The following is a 14,823-nucleotide window of genomic DNA, read 5'->3' on the forward strand; positions in this document are numbered from 1 at the left end:
GGCCGCATCCCGGCCTTCACACCCGCGTCCGGCCGCATCCCGGCCTTCACACCCGCGTCCGGCCGCATCCCGGCCTTCACACCCGCGTCCGGCCGCATCCCGGCCTTCACACCCGCGTCCGGCCGCGAGCCGAGCTTCGGAGTCCTGTCCATGATGGTGCTCCCTTCGTTCGCGGGGATTCCCGCAGGTCCGTGGTGCTTGGGCAGTGGTGCTACCGAGCCGGTATTAGTGGTGCCTTTCGGGTAGCCGCCGGACGTCATGTACGCCTTGAGAGGGAGTCAGCGGGAGCGATGATTCCACTTCCGATGCCGCCTCGAATAACGACTTCGCCGAATGGCTGAGCCATCACGTTAGAGCGCGTCCAAAGCGCGCCGCAATGCCCGCGGATGTTGCGGTCGGCGCGTCAAACCGTTGCGCGTCTTTGCGTCGAGACCCGCCTTGAACTGCCACAACGCTGAGCACGCTCACCAGTAGTTGCGTTTGCCGGGCCCTGCACGCGCCGCTGCATCCGACAATGGAGCTTCTGCGTCCCTCAGGCTCAGGGATAGCTTGTGAACGGACCCGCGGGGCCGAGACGGCGCCGGCAGGCACCGGCCCGCCTGCGACACCCAAGTTGAGGAGAGCCGCATGCCCACGCCGCGCGAACCAATACGCGTAAAATCCAACATACTGTTCAGCCTTCGCGAGATTCTTCGCGCTGAGGGTTTCCTTGAGGCAGTTACCCCTGTCGGTCGCTGGGCCGACCTGGGAGCGGGACGGCGCGTTCCGTTAGGCGAAAACGGCAACCTACGGGCGATGATCGGGCCAGCCCTGCGAGTGACCCTTGAGCACCATTCGCGCGTATTCGAGATCGGGCCCTGTTTCCGGCCGGAGAAGCCTGACGATCTTCACGCAGGCGAGTTCACCATGCTCGACTTGTATGCGGCCGGTGAAAGCTTCGATTACCTCTTGGAGCTGGCCCGACTCCTGGTGACACCGCACATCCCACACGCACCGGTCAACATCTCAGTCGCGGACTATATCCAGAACGTCTTCGGGGTCGATCTGCGCCATTCGCCGCTCGGCGATCTGCCGCAGCGGATGGCAGCCCGAGTGGGCTCGGGTCCCGATGAGCCGTTCAAGAACATCCTGGGGAGGTTCATCGAACAGGAGCTGGAGATCCGCAGCGCCGGCCGTGCGGTGTTCCTGACCGACTACCCCGTCGGCGGTGACGAGCCCTGTGCGCGGCTCACGCCCAGCACCACCTCGGTCCTCAACCGGTTCGAACTCATCGTGGACGGCATCGAGGTCGTTCACGGCTACGAGGACGAGGTCGACGGGGCGGTGTTCGCCGATCGGGCCCGAGAGGTAGGTCTGTACGACGACGAGCAGCGTCTGGCGTGGGAAGCGATTGACGCCGGCCGGGTACCCGCCGGAAGCGTCGGCCTGGGCATTGGCATCGAACGACTGTGCGCGGCGTCGTCAGGCATTCGCGACATCCGCCCATTCCTCCAGTCTGCCCAGTTCGGACTCCGCGACTCGCACGCCTGATTAGGAGCAAACATAATGGATCTCAAACTCACTCCATTAGCGGGCTGTTTCGGAGCCAGGGTAGATCACGACCTCACCGCCTCCACCGAACCGGACCTCGCCGAAGTCCTGACCAGCGCGCTGTACCGACACCGGCTACTGATCTTCCCTAACCAGCACCTCAATCACGCCGATCTACTCGCGGCGAGCGGGCTATTCGGCACCGTGGACACAGACGTTGACCGCCTTTATGCCGTCAGCGGATTCCCTGGCATAACGATGGTTTCTAACATCGTCGAGGACAATGCACACATCGGCATCTACGACGGCGACCACGAAGAGGAGTGGCACGCCGACAATTCTTTCAAGGCCGCACTAACCCGAGCGACGATCCTCTACTCGGTAATCACCCCCGCGCACGGAGGCGAGACGCGGTTTGCCGACGCCACCCAGGCGTATGCCGGCCTACCCGCAGAAGTTAAACAGCGCATCGAAGACCTCCGAGCGGTTCACTCGATCCAGCAGCTCGCAGTTCGGCAGTCCGAAGCCTCGGCCGGTCAATCGTCGGCAGCGGCTGGCACCCTCGCCGGTCGAGCAGAGGTTGAGCATCCGCTCGCTCCTGTCCATTCGATCACTGGCGCCCGATCGCTCCTGCTCGGGTCGATGGTCGTCAAGGCCGTCGTCGGGTTAGCGAAACAGGAGAGCAGTCAGTTGTTGGCCGAACTCCTGGCACACACCACCAGCGCGCCCTACACCCATAGCCATCGCTGGCAGCAGGGCGACGTGGTCGTCTGGGACAACCACGCTGTCCTCCATACCGCCTCTCCCTGCGACAGCACCCGCTACCGCCGCCTGCTCTACCGCACCGCTGTCCGCTAGGCGGAGCACAGCACCGATTGCACGGACGGGCGATTCCCACATCGTGCAAGCACATGATCGCGACTAGGGTTCCCGGCATGGTCGAGAAGGTACTCGTCAAGGACCGAGCATTGAACGCGGAGCGGATTGCCCGGATCGGCCGAGAGGTGAGAAGCGTCCTGCCCACGTTCGCCGCGGAGAATTTCGTCGCCGACGTGATGGCCGACCTGCCCCGTTTGGAGCTCAAGGCACGCATAGCCCGCACCGCGAAGGGCTTACACGATCACCTGCCGGTCACCGGCGCCGCGGCGCTAGACGTGCTGCAGCGCTCTCTGCCGCCCACGCCGCAAGCCGCCGGCATCACCAACGACTTCGGCCTCCATCTGTACTCACCGCATTCCGACTACGTCGCGCGCTACTGCCGCACGGGCGAAGACCTTGACCAGGCCCTCGATGCGCTGCGCCGCTTCACCTGCTATTTCTCTGCCGAAGACGCGGTTCGGTACTTTCTCAACGACTTTCCTGAGCAAACAATGAAGGCCGTACAAGCCTGGGCGCGGGACAACGACTATCGGGTGCGGCGCCTGGCGAGCGAGTCGACACGACCCACGCTCCCCTGGTCACCACGCCTCAGCCTGCCCCCCGAGGCAGGGCTGCCGGTCCTCGACCAGCTTTACCTCGACGAGAGCCGGTACGTGACGCGGTCAGTCGCCAACCATCTACGCGACATCTCCGCCACCGACGGCGATCTCGTGATCGCCACCTTGACCCGTTGGAAGTCCGACAGGCGCCTCAGGGTGAAGGAGTTCGACTTCGTCGCACGCGAGGCCCTCAAAGCCGCGCTTAGAAAGGGTTGGTCGCCCGCATACGAGTTTCTCGGCTACCCGAGCGACATCCGCGTCGAAATCTCACTCGTCAACATCCAGCGCATCGACCTTCGCGCAGGGGAAACCCTGGAATTCAGCGCTGAGTTGCTAGTCGACGAGACAGCACCTCTTCACGTATCGTACGCAATTTCCCCGACCGCGCAGCGGGGGCCACGTCGCGAGAAGGTCTATTTTCTCAACAGGCTGACTGCCAAACCAGGTCAGCCTGTCACCCTGTGCAAAAAGCATCCTCTGCGCTCAACCGGCACGGCCGCGGTCAAGCCCGGGGCGTTCACACTGCAGATTCAGGTAAATGGACAGCGGTTCACTGCAGGACAGTTCCAGGTTGTCCAATAGATCGCCGAGCCGCTCCAGCGAGGCGGGGGGTTGCGTCCTGCTCCGCCTCCGACGACCCGACCTTCAGTGATCGCCTGCGGACATGCCGCCGCCACGAAACCAGTCGACCAGCGCCCCTGTCCGTGCACAATGCGGCACCGCCATGCCCGCCGGGGTCATTCGGTCCTCATAGCGCCTGGCGTACAACCAGGGCCACGACGAGGCACACGATCGCGTGGGACATGCGCTCGCTCCAGGGCGACACGGTCCGCGCCGTTGAGGCGCTGCGCTGGGCCTACGTCGACAACGAGGTTCCCCCCGACGGCGAGCCCCGCCTTCGGCGGCACGCCCGAAACGCGCGCCGTCGGCCGAACCGCTGGGGCGTGTCCTTCGGCAAGGAAGCCCGCGCGCGAGTCCGCGAAAAAGTTCGACGCCCTGGCGGCGTTGCTGCTCGCCCAGATGGCGCCGGTCGCGGGTCATCGCTGACGCCGTGCTCGCCAAGCGTCGCAAGACGGCGAGGCGGCTGTACGGCTTCTAACGGTGCCCGCTACTGGCTGATTCCCCATCGCCTTGCACTTTCACCACCGGCACCGAAACAATTCGCCTAACCGCTCTGATTAAGTCTTCGCTCGTCGTCTCTCGAACAGGTATGCCCGAACGCTCCTGCATTTCCGAGATCACAAGCTGCACAAAGGCTTCATCTGTAAATCGCGTCGACTCTCCCTCGCCGGGATCGAGATCGGGGTAACCGCCCCGGTCCATCTGGCGCAGTTCAGCACGGTGTCGTTGCCAATCCATGACGGTCCCCAACGCGCTTTTCAGAAGAGCCATTGCGGCTACGGCGTACCCGATTGGCTTCACGTCGCTGGCGACTGAGGTGAGCACTGTTTCAAGTGGGCTCGCGAGCCGCAGTCGATCGACTGCGATTTTCGGCGACTCAAGCAGGTCGTGTCGGTACGCCCGCGCATCCCGCGTTACCGATATGTACAACATTCGGTGAAGTCGGTCTGCAAACGAGGGCGTGCGATCTTCGGACGCGGACTGTGTCCAATCTGGCGAATACACAGCCAGTGCTATAGCGTAGTCAGCAAGAACGCCGAGGGCACTGATATAGCCGCCCACGCTATGCAATTCTGGCCTTTCGCCGAGATCAGCGGTCACAACCAAAAAGGGCGCTCGCGTTCCCGCGTCGGGGATGGCCTGCGTCATACCGCATCTAAGCACACGTCTCCGAAGCAGGCCCATACGTGACTGCCACTGACGGCCCTGTCATCGGCCACGCCGAGGAGCTGACTCGCGAGCACGCGAAGCTCACCGGCGACCCGAACAACAGTCTCGGGAAGCTCGCCCGGTACCTGCGCGGCGAGCACGACTTGCCGTACATGCCGCACGGCGCCAAGGCCGAGTATGGGTCACTGGCGAAGAAGTCCATCGCGCCGTGGCTCCCGCTGATCAGCGAGACCTACGTGAAGGGCCTCTTCGTGGACGGCGACCGGCCGGCGAAGTCGACCACGGACGCCCGGCCGTGAAAGTTCTGGTAGGCGAACCGAATGGACACTGGCCCGTGCGTCACACGCCAAGGGGTGCGGTCGCCACGGTTGTCCACCGGTAACTGCGGTGTTCTCGACGCAGCGAGATGAGCGTTGCCTGTCGGATGGTCACCCGGGCGGGTGGCTGGTGGCGGAAGGCGTTGAGGCGGTCGCGGATTGGTGCGCTCGGTGCTTGCGAGCCGCTGTAGGCGATCGTCACGTGTGGCCGGAATCCTTCTGCGGCCTCCGGCACGGTCTGCCACACCGCTCCGATGGCATCGCGGATGGTGGCGCGGAGGTGTTCGATGCGGTCCCAGGGACGGACGAGCAGACCGATTCCTTCGGCGTCGGGGTCGACAGGGCCAAGTGACAGCTCCAGCGGCGGCAGGCCGGCACAGCGTCGCCGGGTTTCGGCGACAACTGCTTCGACGTCGCTGTTGGTGACCTCGTCGGTGAAGCCGAGACCTTGCATGGTCAGGTGCAGCCCGTCGAGCGGCACCAAGTCCAGTCCGGGCAGAGCGAGTTGGCGTTGCACGTCGGTGACGAGGTGACGGAGTTCAGCTTGGTGTTCGAAGGTGAGGTGCCACGTGTAGAACTGGCGGTCAGCCCGCCAGCCCGGGCGCCAGTACCAGTGGTTGGTGAGTTCCGGCAGGTCCTGGTAGGCGGTCCAGCGCTGGTGCAGACTGGCCAGTTCCCGGCTGCTCATGACAGCGATGGTAGAGCGGCCTGTCCGGCGGCAGCGACCTGTGCGCGGTCGGCGAGCAGGTCGGCGACGTGCCGTAGCTGCGGGTGCCGAGCGAAGGGGTGGGCCGTGGCGAGGAACTGACGCGCGCGTTGGTGGACCGATTCGAAACGCTGGTCCGCGGTGAGGGTGAGCGCCTCTACCGCCAGTGCGCCTGCTTCCTCGGGGTCGGGGTTGTCGGCGTGCAGGTGCGCGGTGGCCAGGTCGAGGCGGCAGAGTGCACGTGGGCCAGCCATCCCTGCGGTGTCGAACGCGGTGATCGCGGTGGTGAGGTGATCGGTGACGCCCGCGGTAAGGCCGAGCGCCAGGTAGGCGGTTGCCGCGTTGGCGGCGGTCCTGGCTGGGCAGTACGGGTCGAGGGCGAGGCTAGCGCTGACCGAGGAGCTGGCCGGGTAGTCGGCCAGCATGGTGAACGCGTGGTCGACGGCGCGGTCGACGCCGTACCGGTCGCCGAGACGGGCGAGGGCGCGCGCCTGACCGTTGATCGTGAGGCGGATCCGGTGCCCGCTGGTGCCGCCACGGCGTAGGCCGTCTTGGGCGTAGGCCAACGCGTCATGGTAGTCACCGGCATAGAAGGCGATCAGGCTTTGCGTGGCCCGTGCCCAGGCTTGCGCGTCGGGCTGCTCGGCAGCCTCGGCGAGGTCGAACGCTTCGGCGGCGTAGGCGTGTGCCGCGCCGAATGCGCCGAGGTCGAGGGCGAGTGCGCCGACGAGTCCGGACAGGTGAGCGGCGACGGTGTAGAGCCGGGCGCGTTGCGGTGGGTGCTGCCGGCCTGCCATGAGCTGGTCGACGTAGGAGCGCAGCGGTCGCATGCGCGCTATAAGGATTACCGGGGTAAGGCGCTCGTTGTCGGCGATCGCCTGCTGGACCTCTGCTTCCAGGTAGGCGAGACGGGCGTTGTCGTCGAGGGAGGATTTCAGCGCCAGACGGCGGGCGTTGATGCTGTCCTCGGGCTCCCAGGGGACAGCACCGCCGTTCACTCCAGGGAACTCGTGGCCAGCATCGGGCGCCGCGGGCATTGATGTGCTCCTGACCGTCTGGATTGCCGCTGAGCGTCGTCGTTGACGGTCCAGCTCAGTGATGCGGTCATACTCAGTCACGAGCACGCCACCGGTCTGCAGCACACTGTCGCAGCGCGCCCAGAAGGCACGGTCCGGGTGCTGGTGTCCAGTTTCGGTGCTCGCCACGGAACTGCGGCCGTACTGCACGAGTCGCGCCAGGTCGTGCTGGGTGAGATTGCCAGCCCCGCGCAATTCAGCGAGCCGACGGCCGAGCGCGCGGCGGGCAGTTTTGATCTCGTCGCTGTCAGCCATCGTTGCTACCTCCGGTCGACTGCAGACAATGTGGTCGTGATCCGTGGCGACGACAGGTGCTGCCTGTGACAATCTCGCGGGCCGCCGGAGCATCCGAGCATCTGGGCATGTACCGGTGCGCCGATGGCCGCTGCGAGATCGGGCGAAATCGTCAGATGCTCATTATCGAGAGGGGCGGCAGTGCATGGCAGGACCACAATGTCGAAGTTCTGTCGGAGTTTGACGTCGGCATCTGCCGACAATGTCGACGCAGGGTGCTGCGGACGTTTCGACCGGCCGACGTCTTACCCTCCCCGGCATACCGGCCGAGCGCCGCGACGGGTGCCGCCCGCCTGCCTGGTGAGCAGCTGGTAGCCGGAGAAGCATAAGACCGGAGCGCAGGGTGACCCACTCGCCGCCGCGTCAGATACCTCGGATCGAATCGAAGGATTATGAGGCGCCCTCGTGGATCGGCTCATCGCGGACGGCATGATCGCCTACCCCGTCGTGGCTGCGGCGCTCCGGACGGTGCCACGCACCTGTTCATGCCGGCTCGTACCACGAACCGAGCGGACGCCGAAGAACTCCGCAAGCCTGAACGGATGCGAGCGGCACCGATGATGCCACTGCGGTGATGGCGCGTCCTCGTGACACAGGTCATCGAGCCGTCACACAATCCGTGGCATGAGTGCCGCCGAAATGCACCCGCCGGCATTCCTGCGGGTGCAGCAGCCCACCGACCCAGTCGGCGCGGTCACCGAGGACGACGCGGCACAGCGAACGGCGGCCTACCCGAAGATCCGCATCGGCGCCCACTGTTCGGCCACGCCGTGCAAGTAGATCGCGGGCGGTGGCAGGTATACGCCGTCGTGTCGGACACGCCGCAGGACGCGCGCGACGACCTTGCGCACCACCTCATGGAGCAGCTCGACGAGACCACTGACCCCCCTTAGCTGCGGAGTTCACCACCGCGCTCGGCGTCCTAGACCGGGAAAAGGTAGCCGAGGTGGTGATAACCGGCCGCGTGCACCGCATCGTGCGGGTGGACACGTTCGCGCGGTTCGGCCCGGACGGGCCCGAACCGCCCCGACCCACCGACCGCGACCCCCGCCACGCCGAGGACAACGACAGCTTCCTCGCCCCAGAGATCGTCATCGACCCGGACGCGGCGACCGGCCTGAGTGAGGCAATGCTGCGGGTAGAGCTGGCGACCGCGCACTACCCCCGCGCCCAGGTGCCCGCCGACGTGTACGCCGACTGCGCCGTCGCCGCCCACCCAGTCGGGGTCATCCTGCCCCCCGCTACGCCGCCGCCGAATCCGTCGGTGGGTCGTGGCGGCCCTACAGTCGCGCGGTTGCCACACCGCAGCTGGCCCGCGACGAGATCGCCTTCGGCCTGCGCCATATCGAACCGCGCCTACTGAGGCTGACCGACAACCAGGCAGCCGCCTACCAACAAACCGCCGACACCCTCGATACCAATCCCGTCGACGACGTCACCGCGCTCGGGCGCCACTTCCGGGTCACTCGCATCGAGACCCTGCTGCGCATGGGTGCCAGCAGCCCGGAAATGCCCCGACCATCGGACCCCGACCCAGACCAGCCACCGGGCGCGGATCGCCAGCGTTAAGACGAGCAACGGCAACACCATCGGGCCCGGACAACCACCCAACCGGCCACCACCCCTAGCCCAGGCTGCCGAGCGCCTCACGGAGACTGTTCGGCGGACTCCGGGCAGCGGGGTGATCTTCACCGGGCTCTTGAGTCGTGCACCATCGGCGCGTGAGGAGCGGTACATGCGGGTGATCTGGATCAACGGTGCGTTCGGCGCGGGGAAGACGACTCTGTCGGAGAAGTTGACTGCGGAGGATCCTCGGCTGTTGATGTTCGATGCGGAGTTGCCGGGGTTCATGGTCCGCGAGATAGTTCCGCTGCCCGCGAGCGGCGATTTCCAGGATCTGCGGGTGTGGCGTCGTAGCGTGGCGGATACGGCGATAGCACTACTGGAGGAGTACGGACGCACGCTCGTGGTACCGATGACCGTGGTGGTGCCGTCGTATCTTGAGGAAATTTTCGGTCGGCTGCGCGCCCACAGCGTGGGCGTCAACCATTTCTTCATCGACGTGCCCATCCGCGTCCTACAGGCTCGAATCGAGGCGCAGTCGATCTGGCCGGATGACCCGGCTCGTGATGCGCAGGTGCGTACGTGGCGGCTGGAGCAGGTGGCCCGCTGCGCTGCCGCTGTCGGCTTGTTGCCGGCCGACACGGTGGTGCTAGATGGTGAGCTGCCGGTAGCGGAGTTGGCATCGCAGGTGTTGGCGCGGTTGGCTGAATCGTAATCAGGTGTGCGGCCCCGAGGCCACGATCGCCCGGGCTGCGGCGTTGTTGGCCGCCAACCAACCAGCGGGATTGCCGCAATCGTGGTACTTACCGGTGACGGGGTGGATCAATACGTCGTTGTCGCGGGCGAAGGCGATGACGGCGTCAGTGGCCTGGTACTCGCCGTTGGGGGCCGGGGTCAGCTTCTGAAAGTAGGCCATCGCGTCAGCGGGCAGCAGAGTGCGGCTGATGTTGATGTAGGCGGTCGGCTCGCCGTAGTCGTCCGGCTTTTCGAGCAGCTCAGCGAGTAGCTGGTGACCCTCGGTTGCTCGCGGAGCCAAAATGCCGTACCGCTGGGCCTCGGCCCCAGGCACCGTGGCGGCGGCGAGCGCGGCCGGTACTCCGGCGGCGGCCCGGGCAGCGGCGAGGTCGGCCAGGTCCGATCCGCCATCGTTGCGAAGGAGGAGGTCGTCGCCTGCGACCAGGAGGAAGTCGTCGCTGGCGATGAAGTCAGCGGCGACGATGGCGGGCAGCGCGGTGCCGTATCGGTCGTCGCGTGGTTGTTCGATGAATGTGAAGTCGGCCTGGCTATGTAGTTCGGCGAGAGGTGTGTACTTGTCCTGCCAGCCGCGTGCGGTGAAGTAGTCCTTCAGATCGTGGTCTTCGGTGAAGTAGTGACGCACTTGGCGGCCGATTTCGCCGGGGGCGGTGACGATTGCGATCTCGTGGGCGCCTGCGGCGATGCAGTCGGCGACTGCGTAGGCGACGACTGGGTGATTGAGAACCGGCAGCATGCATTTGTTGATGGTTTTGCCGACGGGGAAGAAGCGGCTGCCCGTGCCGGCAACAGCGATGACGGCCCTCACGTGCTTACCCTTTCAGTTGGGTTGCACCGGCCGTCAGGGTGTGGCGACAGTGAGCCGGGCGGATCTGTGCAGTTTACGCATCGCACTGGTCCGATTCGGGGCACATAGGGAAGGCGCACGGACGCAGGCCACCGGTGTCGACGCCGACGGCCCGCGATGATTCGTCAGCGTGAGGTGGGCGCCTTGAGCAAGGTGGTGGTCGTGGCTTCGGCGGCGGCTGCGGCCAGGGAGCCTGCCTGACGGATGCGGTCCCACGTCGGGGTCCGGCGTGTGTCGGGGTCGAGGCCGTGGCGCAGGGCCTGCCGGTGGATGCCGTTGAGCATGGTGTCGTAGTCGTGCGTGGTGCTCCGGTGGCCTTCGATGTACTGGTGGAGGGCGGCGACACCGACCTCGGCCACGGTGTGTCCGCAGCGCGCGACGGCGGCGAGCAGGCCGGTGTTGAACGGCAAGCTGTGGTCGGCGGTGAGGGGCAGTGCGGTGCGCAGGGCAGTGGCCGGGAAGGCTTTGAAGGCCGCCTGCGGGTCGGTGGGCGCGCGGAGGCCGCGTGGTTCGACACGAACCTTGTGCCCAACGACGGCGATGATCTGCCTGGATGGGACCTGCGAATCACCGCCGGCACCGGCGGATGACGCCCGCATGGCCACGATTGCCCGCCTTGAATCCGCCCACGATGACGCTACGCGCAGAGTCGTGCCGGTCGCGAAGGCAGACCGGTAGGGGCCGGGGGTGCCTCAGCCCTCCGGCGGCTCGGCTGGCGCAAGCCCCGGCCCGCTCCGATCACGCATTCACGCCAGCGCGTCTGCCGCCCGCGCGATGCGGCGGCCGACAAGCCGCTCGGCCTCGGCCAGCGGGTACCAAGCGGCACCTCGCACCTCCGACTCCTGAATCAGACCCACATCAGCAGACGCTGTCGCGAACGGAAACCCGAAGTCGAGATGGAAGTGTGCCGGTTCCCCTCTGTCGGGCCGCGCCGGAACCTGCCCGTATTCGACATAAGCCGGCACCTGCGAGGTCGGGACAATCCCGGCGGGATCGACGCCGGTTTCTTCCACGAGCTCCCGCATCGCCGCGCCGATCAGCGTGGCATCAGTCGGCTCGAGGTGTCCTCCGGGCTGGAGCAGTATCCCGTAGGCGAGGTGATCGACAAGCAGTACTTCGGTGCCGCCGCGCACCAGAAGCGCACCGACAGTCACGTGCATGGGCAGATGAGACCGAGAGGCAACATTCGCTCCTCCGGACAACAGCCGCCTCGGCACCGACAGGGACGCGGCTTCGTGGGGGTAGAACGTGAGGTAGGCAGACAAGGCTCCCAAGATGTCCGAGTTGCCGATCGCCACGACTCGCCTCCGTTGTGGTGGTAGCCCGAGCACACTTCTTACGGGTCGCCTGCTCAGACAAGGTGAGCTGACCTGTGCGCCTGTCGACTGCTTGCTATCAAGGCGACGGCACCTCCGGCGGCGCGGTCGACGTCGTTGCCATCGCCGATGCGGACGAACGCCGCGCCAGCCCGTTGATGACCACGCGGATACGGTGTGAGCTTTTGTCGACCTGTCTCAGGCCGCCCGTCGATTCAGTGAGGGCCTCCTGTGGATCGCTGGTGTGATTGACGTTCAGGTCTTGAGTGGCGTGGGCCCAGGCCAGTACGTCGGGCTGTTCAGCGGCGACGGCCAGGTCGGACAACTCGGCGGCGTACGCGCGCGCGATGCGGAAGGCCCGCAGGTCCAGGGCGAGGGCGGCGAGCAGTCCGGACAGGTGTGCGGCGGCCGTGTAGAGCCGAGCCCGTTGCGGTGGGTGTTGCTTGGCGGCCATCAGCTCGTCGACGCAGGCCCTCAGCGGACGCAGACGGGCAACAAGCGTGCTCGGCGCGACGCGCTCGTTGTCAGTGATCGCCCGCTGGATCTCGTGTTCCAGGTGCGTCAGCCGGGCGTCATCGTCGGTGGTGCCTATCAGGGCCGACCGGCGGGCGGTGATGCATTCCTCGGGCTCCCACAGCACGTCACCACTGGCCGCCGCGGTGTCGGCCGGCCTGGCATGGGCGCGTTGACGGTGAAGGCCCAGCTCGATGATGCGGTCGTACTCGGCGGTCAGCGCGCCGCCCGTTCGCAGGATCGTGTCGCAGCGGTGCCAGAACGTCCGGTCGGGGTGCTGCCGACCGGTTTCGATGCTGGCGATGGAGCTGCGGGCGTACCGCACGAGAGGGGCGAGGGCGTGCTGCGTGCGTCCGGCAGCCTTGCGCAGGTGCGCGAGGCGACGGCCGAGCGCGTGGCGCGCAGCACTGATCTCGTCGCTGTCGCCCATCGGCCACCACCCCCGGGTTGAGCGCTCACGGTGCGCGGTCACCGTAGCGGCTCGCTGTGACATGTTCCGGGCCGACAGCCGGCGCATCATGCGGCGAGGTAGCACCATCAGATGTCGCCGAACGCGGTCAAGCTGGCGGGTGTTGGAGTTGGTGTCGGGATGTGCCGACATTGTCGGTGCGTGGCGCTGCGGGCGTGTCGGCTGGCTGAAGTTCTACGGTGCCCGCATGCCCTCCGACCCCCAGGAATTCACCGCTGGTCCGCCGCGTCAGCGAATGCCTCCAGGCGCGTGTCGACCCGCTACCTCGAAGACGGTGTGCCGGCCTGCAGATCTCGACCTGCCGCATTCCAGCAAGGGGCGGATGCTCGTCGCGGTCGGCCGGCTGCTCACCTGATATTCGTTCGAGGGAGGAGATGTCGTGGTACCTGAGAGCGGGACGACCGAGACGTTGACGGCGGAGGGCGCTCGCCGGAAGCTGGTCGACCAGCTGCGCGGTCAGGGTTGGATTACCCGGCCGGAGGTGGCGGCGGCGTTCACCGCGGTGCCGCGGCACGTGTTCGCTCCGGCCGGTACGAGCATCGAGAGCGCGTATGCGAATGATGTTGTGGTCACCCGACGCGGCTCGGACGGGAAGGCGACCAGTTCGATCTCCGCGCCGTGGTTACAGGCGTACATGTTGGAGACCGCCGGGCTGAGGCCGGGAGCCCGGGTTCTTGAGATCGGCTCAGGTGGGTACAACGCGGCGCTGATCGCCGAGGTCGTCGGCCCGGCCGGAACGGTCGTCAGCGTCGACATCGACGGGCAGGTCGTCACCCATGCGCAAGGGGCGCTGGCACGGGCCGGCTACCCGCAGGTCGAGGTGGTCCACGCCGATGGCGCACATGGCCATCCTGCCGACGGGTTGTGGGACGCGGTGCTCGTCACGGTCGAGGCCAGTGACCTGCCGCCCACGTGGACCGAGCAGCTCTCCCCAGCCGGCAGGCTGGTGGTGCCGTTGCGGATGCGCGGCAACACCCGCTGCCTCACCCTGCAGTTTGCAGGTGACCACCTAGCCGCGACAGCGTCCGTGCAGTGCGGGTTCGTCGCGATGCAAGGCCACGGCCGGTTCCCGGCCCGCCGGGTGGCGCTGCGCGGCGACGACGCCGTTCTCACCCTGGATGACGACACCACCACCACCAACGCCGAGGCCCTCCGCGCTGCCCTTGATGGGCCACGGGTTGAGGTGTCCTCGCCGGTGACCCTGGACATGAGCATGGGCACCTGCCTCGAGAGCCTGCACCTGTGGCTGGCCAGCCAACCTCGCCCGTACGGCGTGCTCAGAGTCGATCGGGACCGCACCGCCGGCCTGCTGGATCCACAAGACCGCTTCTTCTGCCCCACCCTGCTGACCAGTGACAGCCTCGCCTACCTGACGATGCGAAGCCACGACACGACGACGTGGCAGTTCGGCGTGCACGGCTTCGGTCCGCACGCCACCAGACTGACAAGCGATTTGCTGGAACTGATAGTGGCCTGGGATCAGCAGTTCCGGGCCGGCACCGGCCCGGACATCACCGTGCACCCGGCCGGCACGCGACTGCCCGACACCGAGCGGTTGCGGCTGCTCGTGCCCCGCCGCCACACGCTGACCGCGATCACCTGGCCGGAGACAGACCGATGACCAACACGGAGTCGACGATCTTGATATGCCTCCGGGGGAACTCCGGCTCCGGTAAGAGCACCATTGCCCGTGAGTTGCGGTATCGGCACGGCCGCGGCTGCGCCGTCGTCGGCCAAGATCATATTAGGCGGATCCTTCTTCGGGAACGTGACAAGCCAGGTGGTCTCGCGCCCACGCTCATTGCGCAGAACGTCCGCTTCTGTCTTGATCACGGTTACCACGTGATCCTGGAAGGAATCATGCACACCGCCCGGTACCGGAGCATGCTCACCGAGCTGCGCGACGCGCACCGCGGGCGAACGCTCTTCGTCTACCTCGACGTGTCGCTGCCAGAGACCCTGCGGCGCCACGAAACGCGTCCCATGGCGGCGGAGGTGTCGCCGGAAAACCTGCGCAGCTGGTACACCCCGCGCGACGTCCTCGGCTGGCCCGACGAACTCGTCCTCCCCGAGACCACCACGCTGGAGCAAGCGATCGAGCGAATCGCGACCGCCGCCTGCCTGCCGTTGACCGGCCGCGACAACGACCTGCTCCCGGCTGTCCCATGAC

The 14,823-nt window shown here is 66.6% G+C and carries 15 protein-coding genes and 2 pseudogenes; 10 read left to right on the plus strand and 7 right to left on the minus strand.

Translation table 11 applies throughout. The features are described 5' to 3' along the window. Positions 1–627 precede the first annotated feature (627 nt). The 3 genes from ACGFIE_RS00895 (at position 628) to ACGFIE_RS00905 (ending at position 3,590) form a co-directional block, all read left to right on the plus strand. Positions 628–1,530 (plus strand): amino acid--tRNA ligase-related protein, encoded by a 903-nt coding sequence (locus ACGFIE_RS00895; protein ID WP_393289672.1) that lies wholly within the window; start codon positions 628–630, stop codon positions 1,528–1,530. A 15-nt stretch (positions 1,531–1,545) separates the two neighbouring features. After that, complete coding sequence (locus ACGFIE_RS00900; protein WP_393289674.1) at positions 1,546–2,388, plus strand: TauD/TfdA dioxygenase family protein; 843 nt, start codon at positions 1,546–1,548, stop codon at positions 2,386–2,388. A gap of 77 nt (positions 2,389–2,465) precedes the next feature. After that, a complete protein-coding gene (locus ACGFIE_RS00905; RefSeq protein WP_393289676.1) occupies positions 2,466–3,590 on the plus strand; it encodes a hypothetical protein in 1,125 nt (374 codons plus the stop codon). A 513-nt stretch (positions 3,591–4,103) separates the two neighbouring features. Here the strand turns inward: ACGFIE_RS00905 and ACGFIE_RS00910 are convergent. Beyond that, a complete protein-coding gene (locus tag ACGFIE_RS00910; protein WP_393289678.1) occupies positions 4,104–4,778 on the minus strand; it encodes a hypothetical protein in 675 nt (224 codons plus the stop codon). Between the two features lie 38 nt (positions 4,779–4,816). On the opposite strand from ACGFIE_RS00910, the gene ACGFIE_RS00915 reads away from it, so the two are divergent. Continuing rightward, a complete protein-coding gene (locus tag ACGFIE_RS00915; RefSeq protein ID WP_393289680.1) occupies positions 4,817–5,098 on the plus strand; it encodes a hypothetical protein in 282 nt (93 codons plus the stop codon). A gap of 40 nt (positions 5,099–5,138) precedes the next feature. Here ACGFIE_RS00915 and ACGFIE_RS00920 read toward each other — a convergent pair whose 3' ends face one another. Beyond that, complete coding sequence (locus ACGFIE_RS00920) at positions 5,139–5,804, minus strand: 2'-5' RNA ligase family protein (protein ID WP_393289682.1); 666 nt, start codon at positions 5,802–5,804, stop codon at positions 5,139–5,141. Between the two features lie 635 nt (positions 5,805–6,439). Further along, positions 6,440–7,153: pseudogene (locus ACGFIE_RS00925) on the minus strand (helix-turn-helix domain-containing protein); the annotation flags it as partial. Between the two features lie 663 nt (positions 7,154–7,816). On the opposite strand from ACGFIE_RS00925, the gene ACGFIE_RS00930 reads away from it, so the two are divergent. The 4 genes and pseudogenes from ACGFIE_RS00930 (at position 7,817) to ACGFIE_RS00945 (ending at position 9,470) form a co-directional block, all read left to right on the plus strand. Further along, positions 7,817–7,972 carry a hypothetical protein gene (locus ACGFIE_RS00930; protein WP_393289684.1) on the plus strand — a complete coding sequence of 52 codons (156 nt, stop codon included), beginning with the start codon at positions 7,817–7,819 and terminating at the stop codon, positions 7,970–7,972. Continuing rightward, the gene (locus ACGFIE_RS00935) at positions 7,963–8,085 is read left to right on the plus strand and encodes a DUF5954 family protein (RefSeq protein WP_393289686.1); all 123 of its coding nucleotides are present in this window, start codon (positions 7,963–7,965) and stop codon (positions 8,083–8,085) included. The genes ACGFIE_RS00930 and ACGFIE_RS00935 overlap by 10 nt, the downstream gene beginning before the upstream one ends. Before the next feature lie 56 nt (positions 8,086–8,141). After that, positions 8,142–8,761: pseudogene (locus ACGFIE_RS00940) on the plus strand (DUF5954 family protein). 166 nt (positions 8,762–8,927) lie between these two features. After that, complete coding sequence (locus tag ACGFIE_RS00945; RefSeq protein ID WP_393289688.1) at positions 8,928–9,470, plus strand: AAA family ATPase; 543 nt, start codon at positions 8,928–8,930, stop codon at positions 9,468–9,470. Here the strand turns inward: ACGFIE_RS00945 and ACGFIE_RS00950 are convergent, their stop codons facing one another. From ACGFIE_RS00950 to ACGFIE_RS00965, 4 genes are all read right to left on the minus strand, one after another. Continuing rightward, on the minus strand, positions 9,471–10,316 hold the full coding sequence (locus ACGFIE_RS00950) for a sugar phosphate nucleotidyltransferase (protein WP_393289690.1): 846 nt from the start codon (positions 10,314–10,316) through the stop codon (positions 9,471–9,473). Between the two features lie 164 nt (positions 10,317–10,480). Beyond that, positions 10,481–10,960, minus strand: a complete 480-nt coding sequence (locus ACGFIE_RS00955; RefSeq protein ID WP_393289692.1) for a hypothetical protein — start codon at positions 10,958–10,960, stop codon at positions 10,481–10,483. Between the two features lie 141 nt (positions 10,961–11,101). Then, positions 11,102–11,653 carry an NUDIX hydrolase gene (locus ACGFIE_RS00960; protein ID WP_393289693.1) on the minus strand — a complete coding sequence of 184 codons (552 nt, stop codon included), beginning with the start codon at positions 11,651–11,653 and terminating at the stop codon, positions 11,102–11,104. A 97-nt stretch (positions 11,654–11,750) separates the two neighbouring features. Then, complete coding sequence (locus ACGFIE_RS00965) at positions 11,751–12,614, minus strand: helix-turn-helix domain-containing protein (protein WP_393289695.1); 864 nt, start codon at positions 12,612–12,614, stop codon at positions 11,751–11,753. A gap of 418 nt (positions 12,615–13,032) precedes the next feature. On the opposite strand from ACGFIE_RS00965, the gene fxlM reads away from it, so the two are divergent. Both fxlM and ACGFIE_RS00975 read left to right on the plus strand, forming a co-directional pair. Continuing rightward, positions 13,033–14,274 (plus strand): methyltransferase, FxLD system, encoded by a 1,242-nt coding sequence (fxlM, locus tag ACGFIE_RS00970; protein ID WP_393289697.1) that lies wholly within the window; start codon positions 13,033–13,035, stop codon positions 14,272–14,274. Further along, positions 14,271–14,822, plus strand: a complete 552-nt coding sequence (locus ACGFIE_RS00975) for a kinase (protein WP_393289699.1) — start codon at positions 14,271–14,273, stop codon at positions 14,820–14,822. Before fxlM ends, ACGFIE_RS00975 begins: the two co-directional genes overlap by 4 nt. The last annotated feature ends 1 nt before the right edge of the window (position 14,823 follow it).

The sequence above is a fragment of the Micromonospora sp. NPDC049275 genome (assembly GCF_043197115.1).
Taxonomy (GTDB): domain Bacteria; phylum Actinomycetota; class Actinomycetes; order Mycobacteriales; family Micromonosporaceae; genus Micromonospora.

Bases quoted from the DNA above. Each gene is read 5' to 3' on its own strand.
- ACGFIE_RS00895 (WP_393289672.1), top strand. From the start codon at position 628: ATGCCCACGCCGCGCGAACCAATACGCGTAAAATCCAACATACTGTTC.
- ACGFIE_RS00900 (WP_393289674.1), top strand. From the start codon at position 1,546: ATGGATCTCAAACTCACTCCATTAGCGGGCTGTTTCGGAGCCAGGGTA.
- ACGFIE_RS00905 (WP_393289676.1), top strand. From the start codon at position 2,466: ATGGTCGAGAAGGTACTCGTCAAGGACCGAGCATTGAACGCGGAGCGG.
- ACGFIE_RS00910 (WP_393289678.1), bottom strand. From the start codon at position 4,778: ATGACGCAGGCCATCCCCGACGCGGGAACGCGAGCGCCCTTTTTGGTT.
- ACGFIE_RS00920 (WP_393289682.1), bottom strand. From the start codon at position 5,804: ATGAGCAGCCGGGAACTGGCCAGTCTGCACCAGCGCTGGACCGCCTAC.
- ACGFIE_RS00930 (WP_393289684.1), top strand. From the start codon at position 7,817: ATGAGTGCCGCCGAAATGCACCCGCCGGCATTCCTGCGGGTGCAGCAG.
- ACGFIE_RS00945 (WP_393289688.1), top strand. From the start codon at position 8,928: ATGCGGGTGATCTGGATCAACGGTGCGTTCGGCGCGGGGAAGACGACT.
- ACGFIE_RS00965 (WP_393289695.1), bottom strand. From the start codon at position 12,614: ATGGGCGACAGCGACGAGATCAGTGCTGCGCGCCACGCGCTCGGCCGT.
- ACGFIE_RS00975 (WP_393289699.1), top strand. From the start codon at position 14,271: ATGACCAACACGGAGTCGACGATCTTGATATGCCTCCGGGGGAACTCC.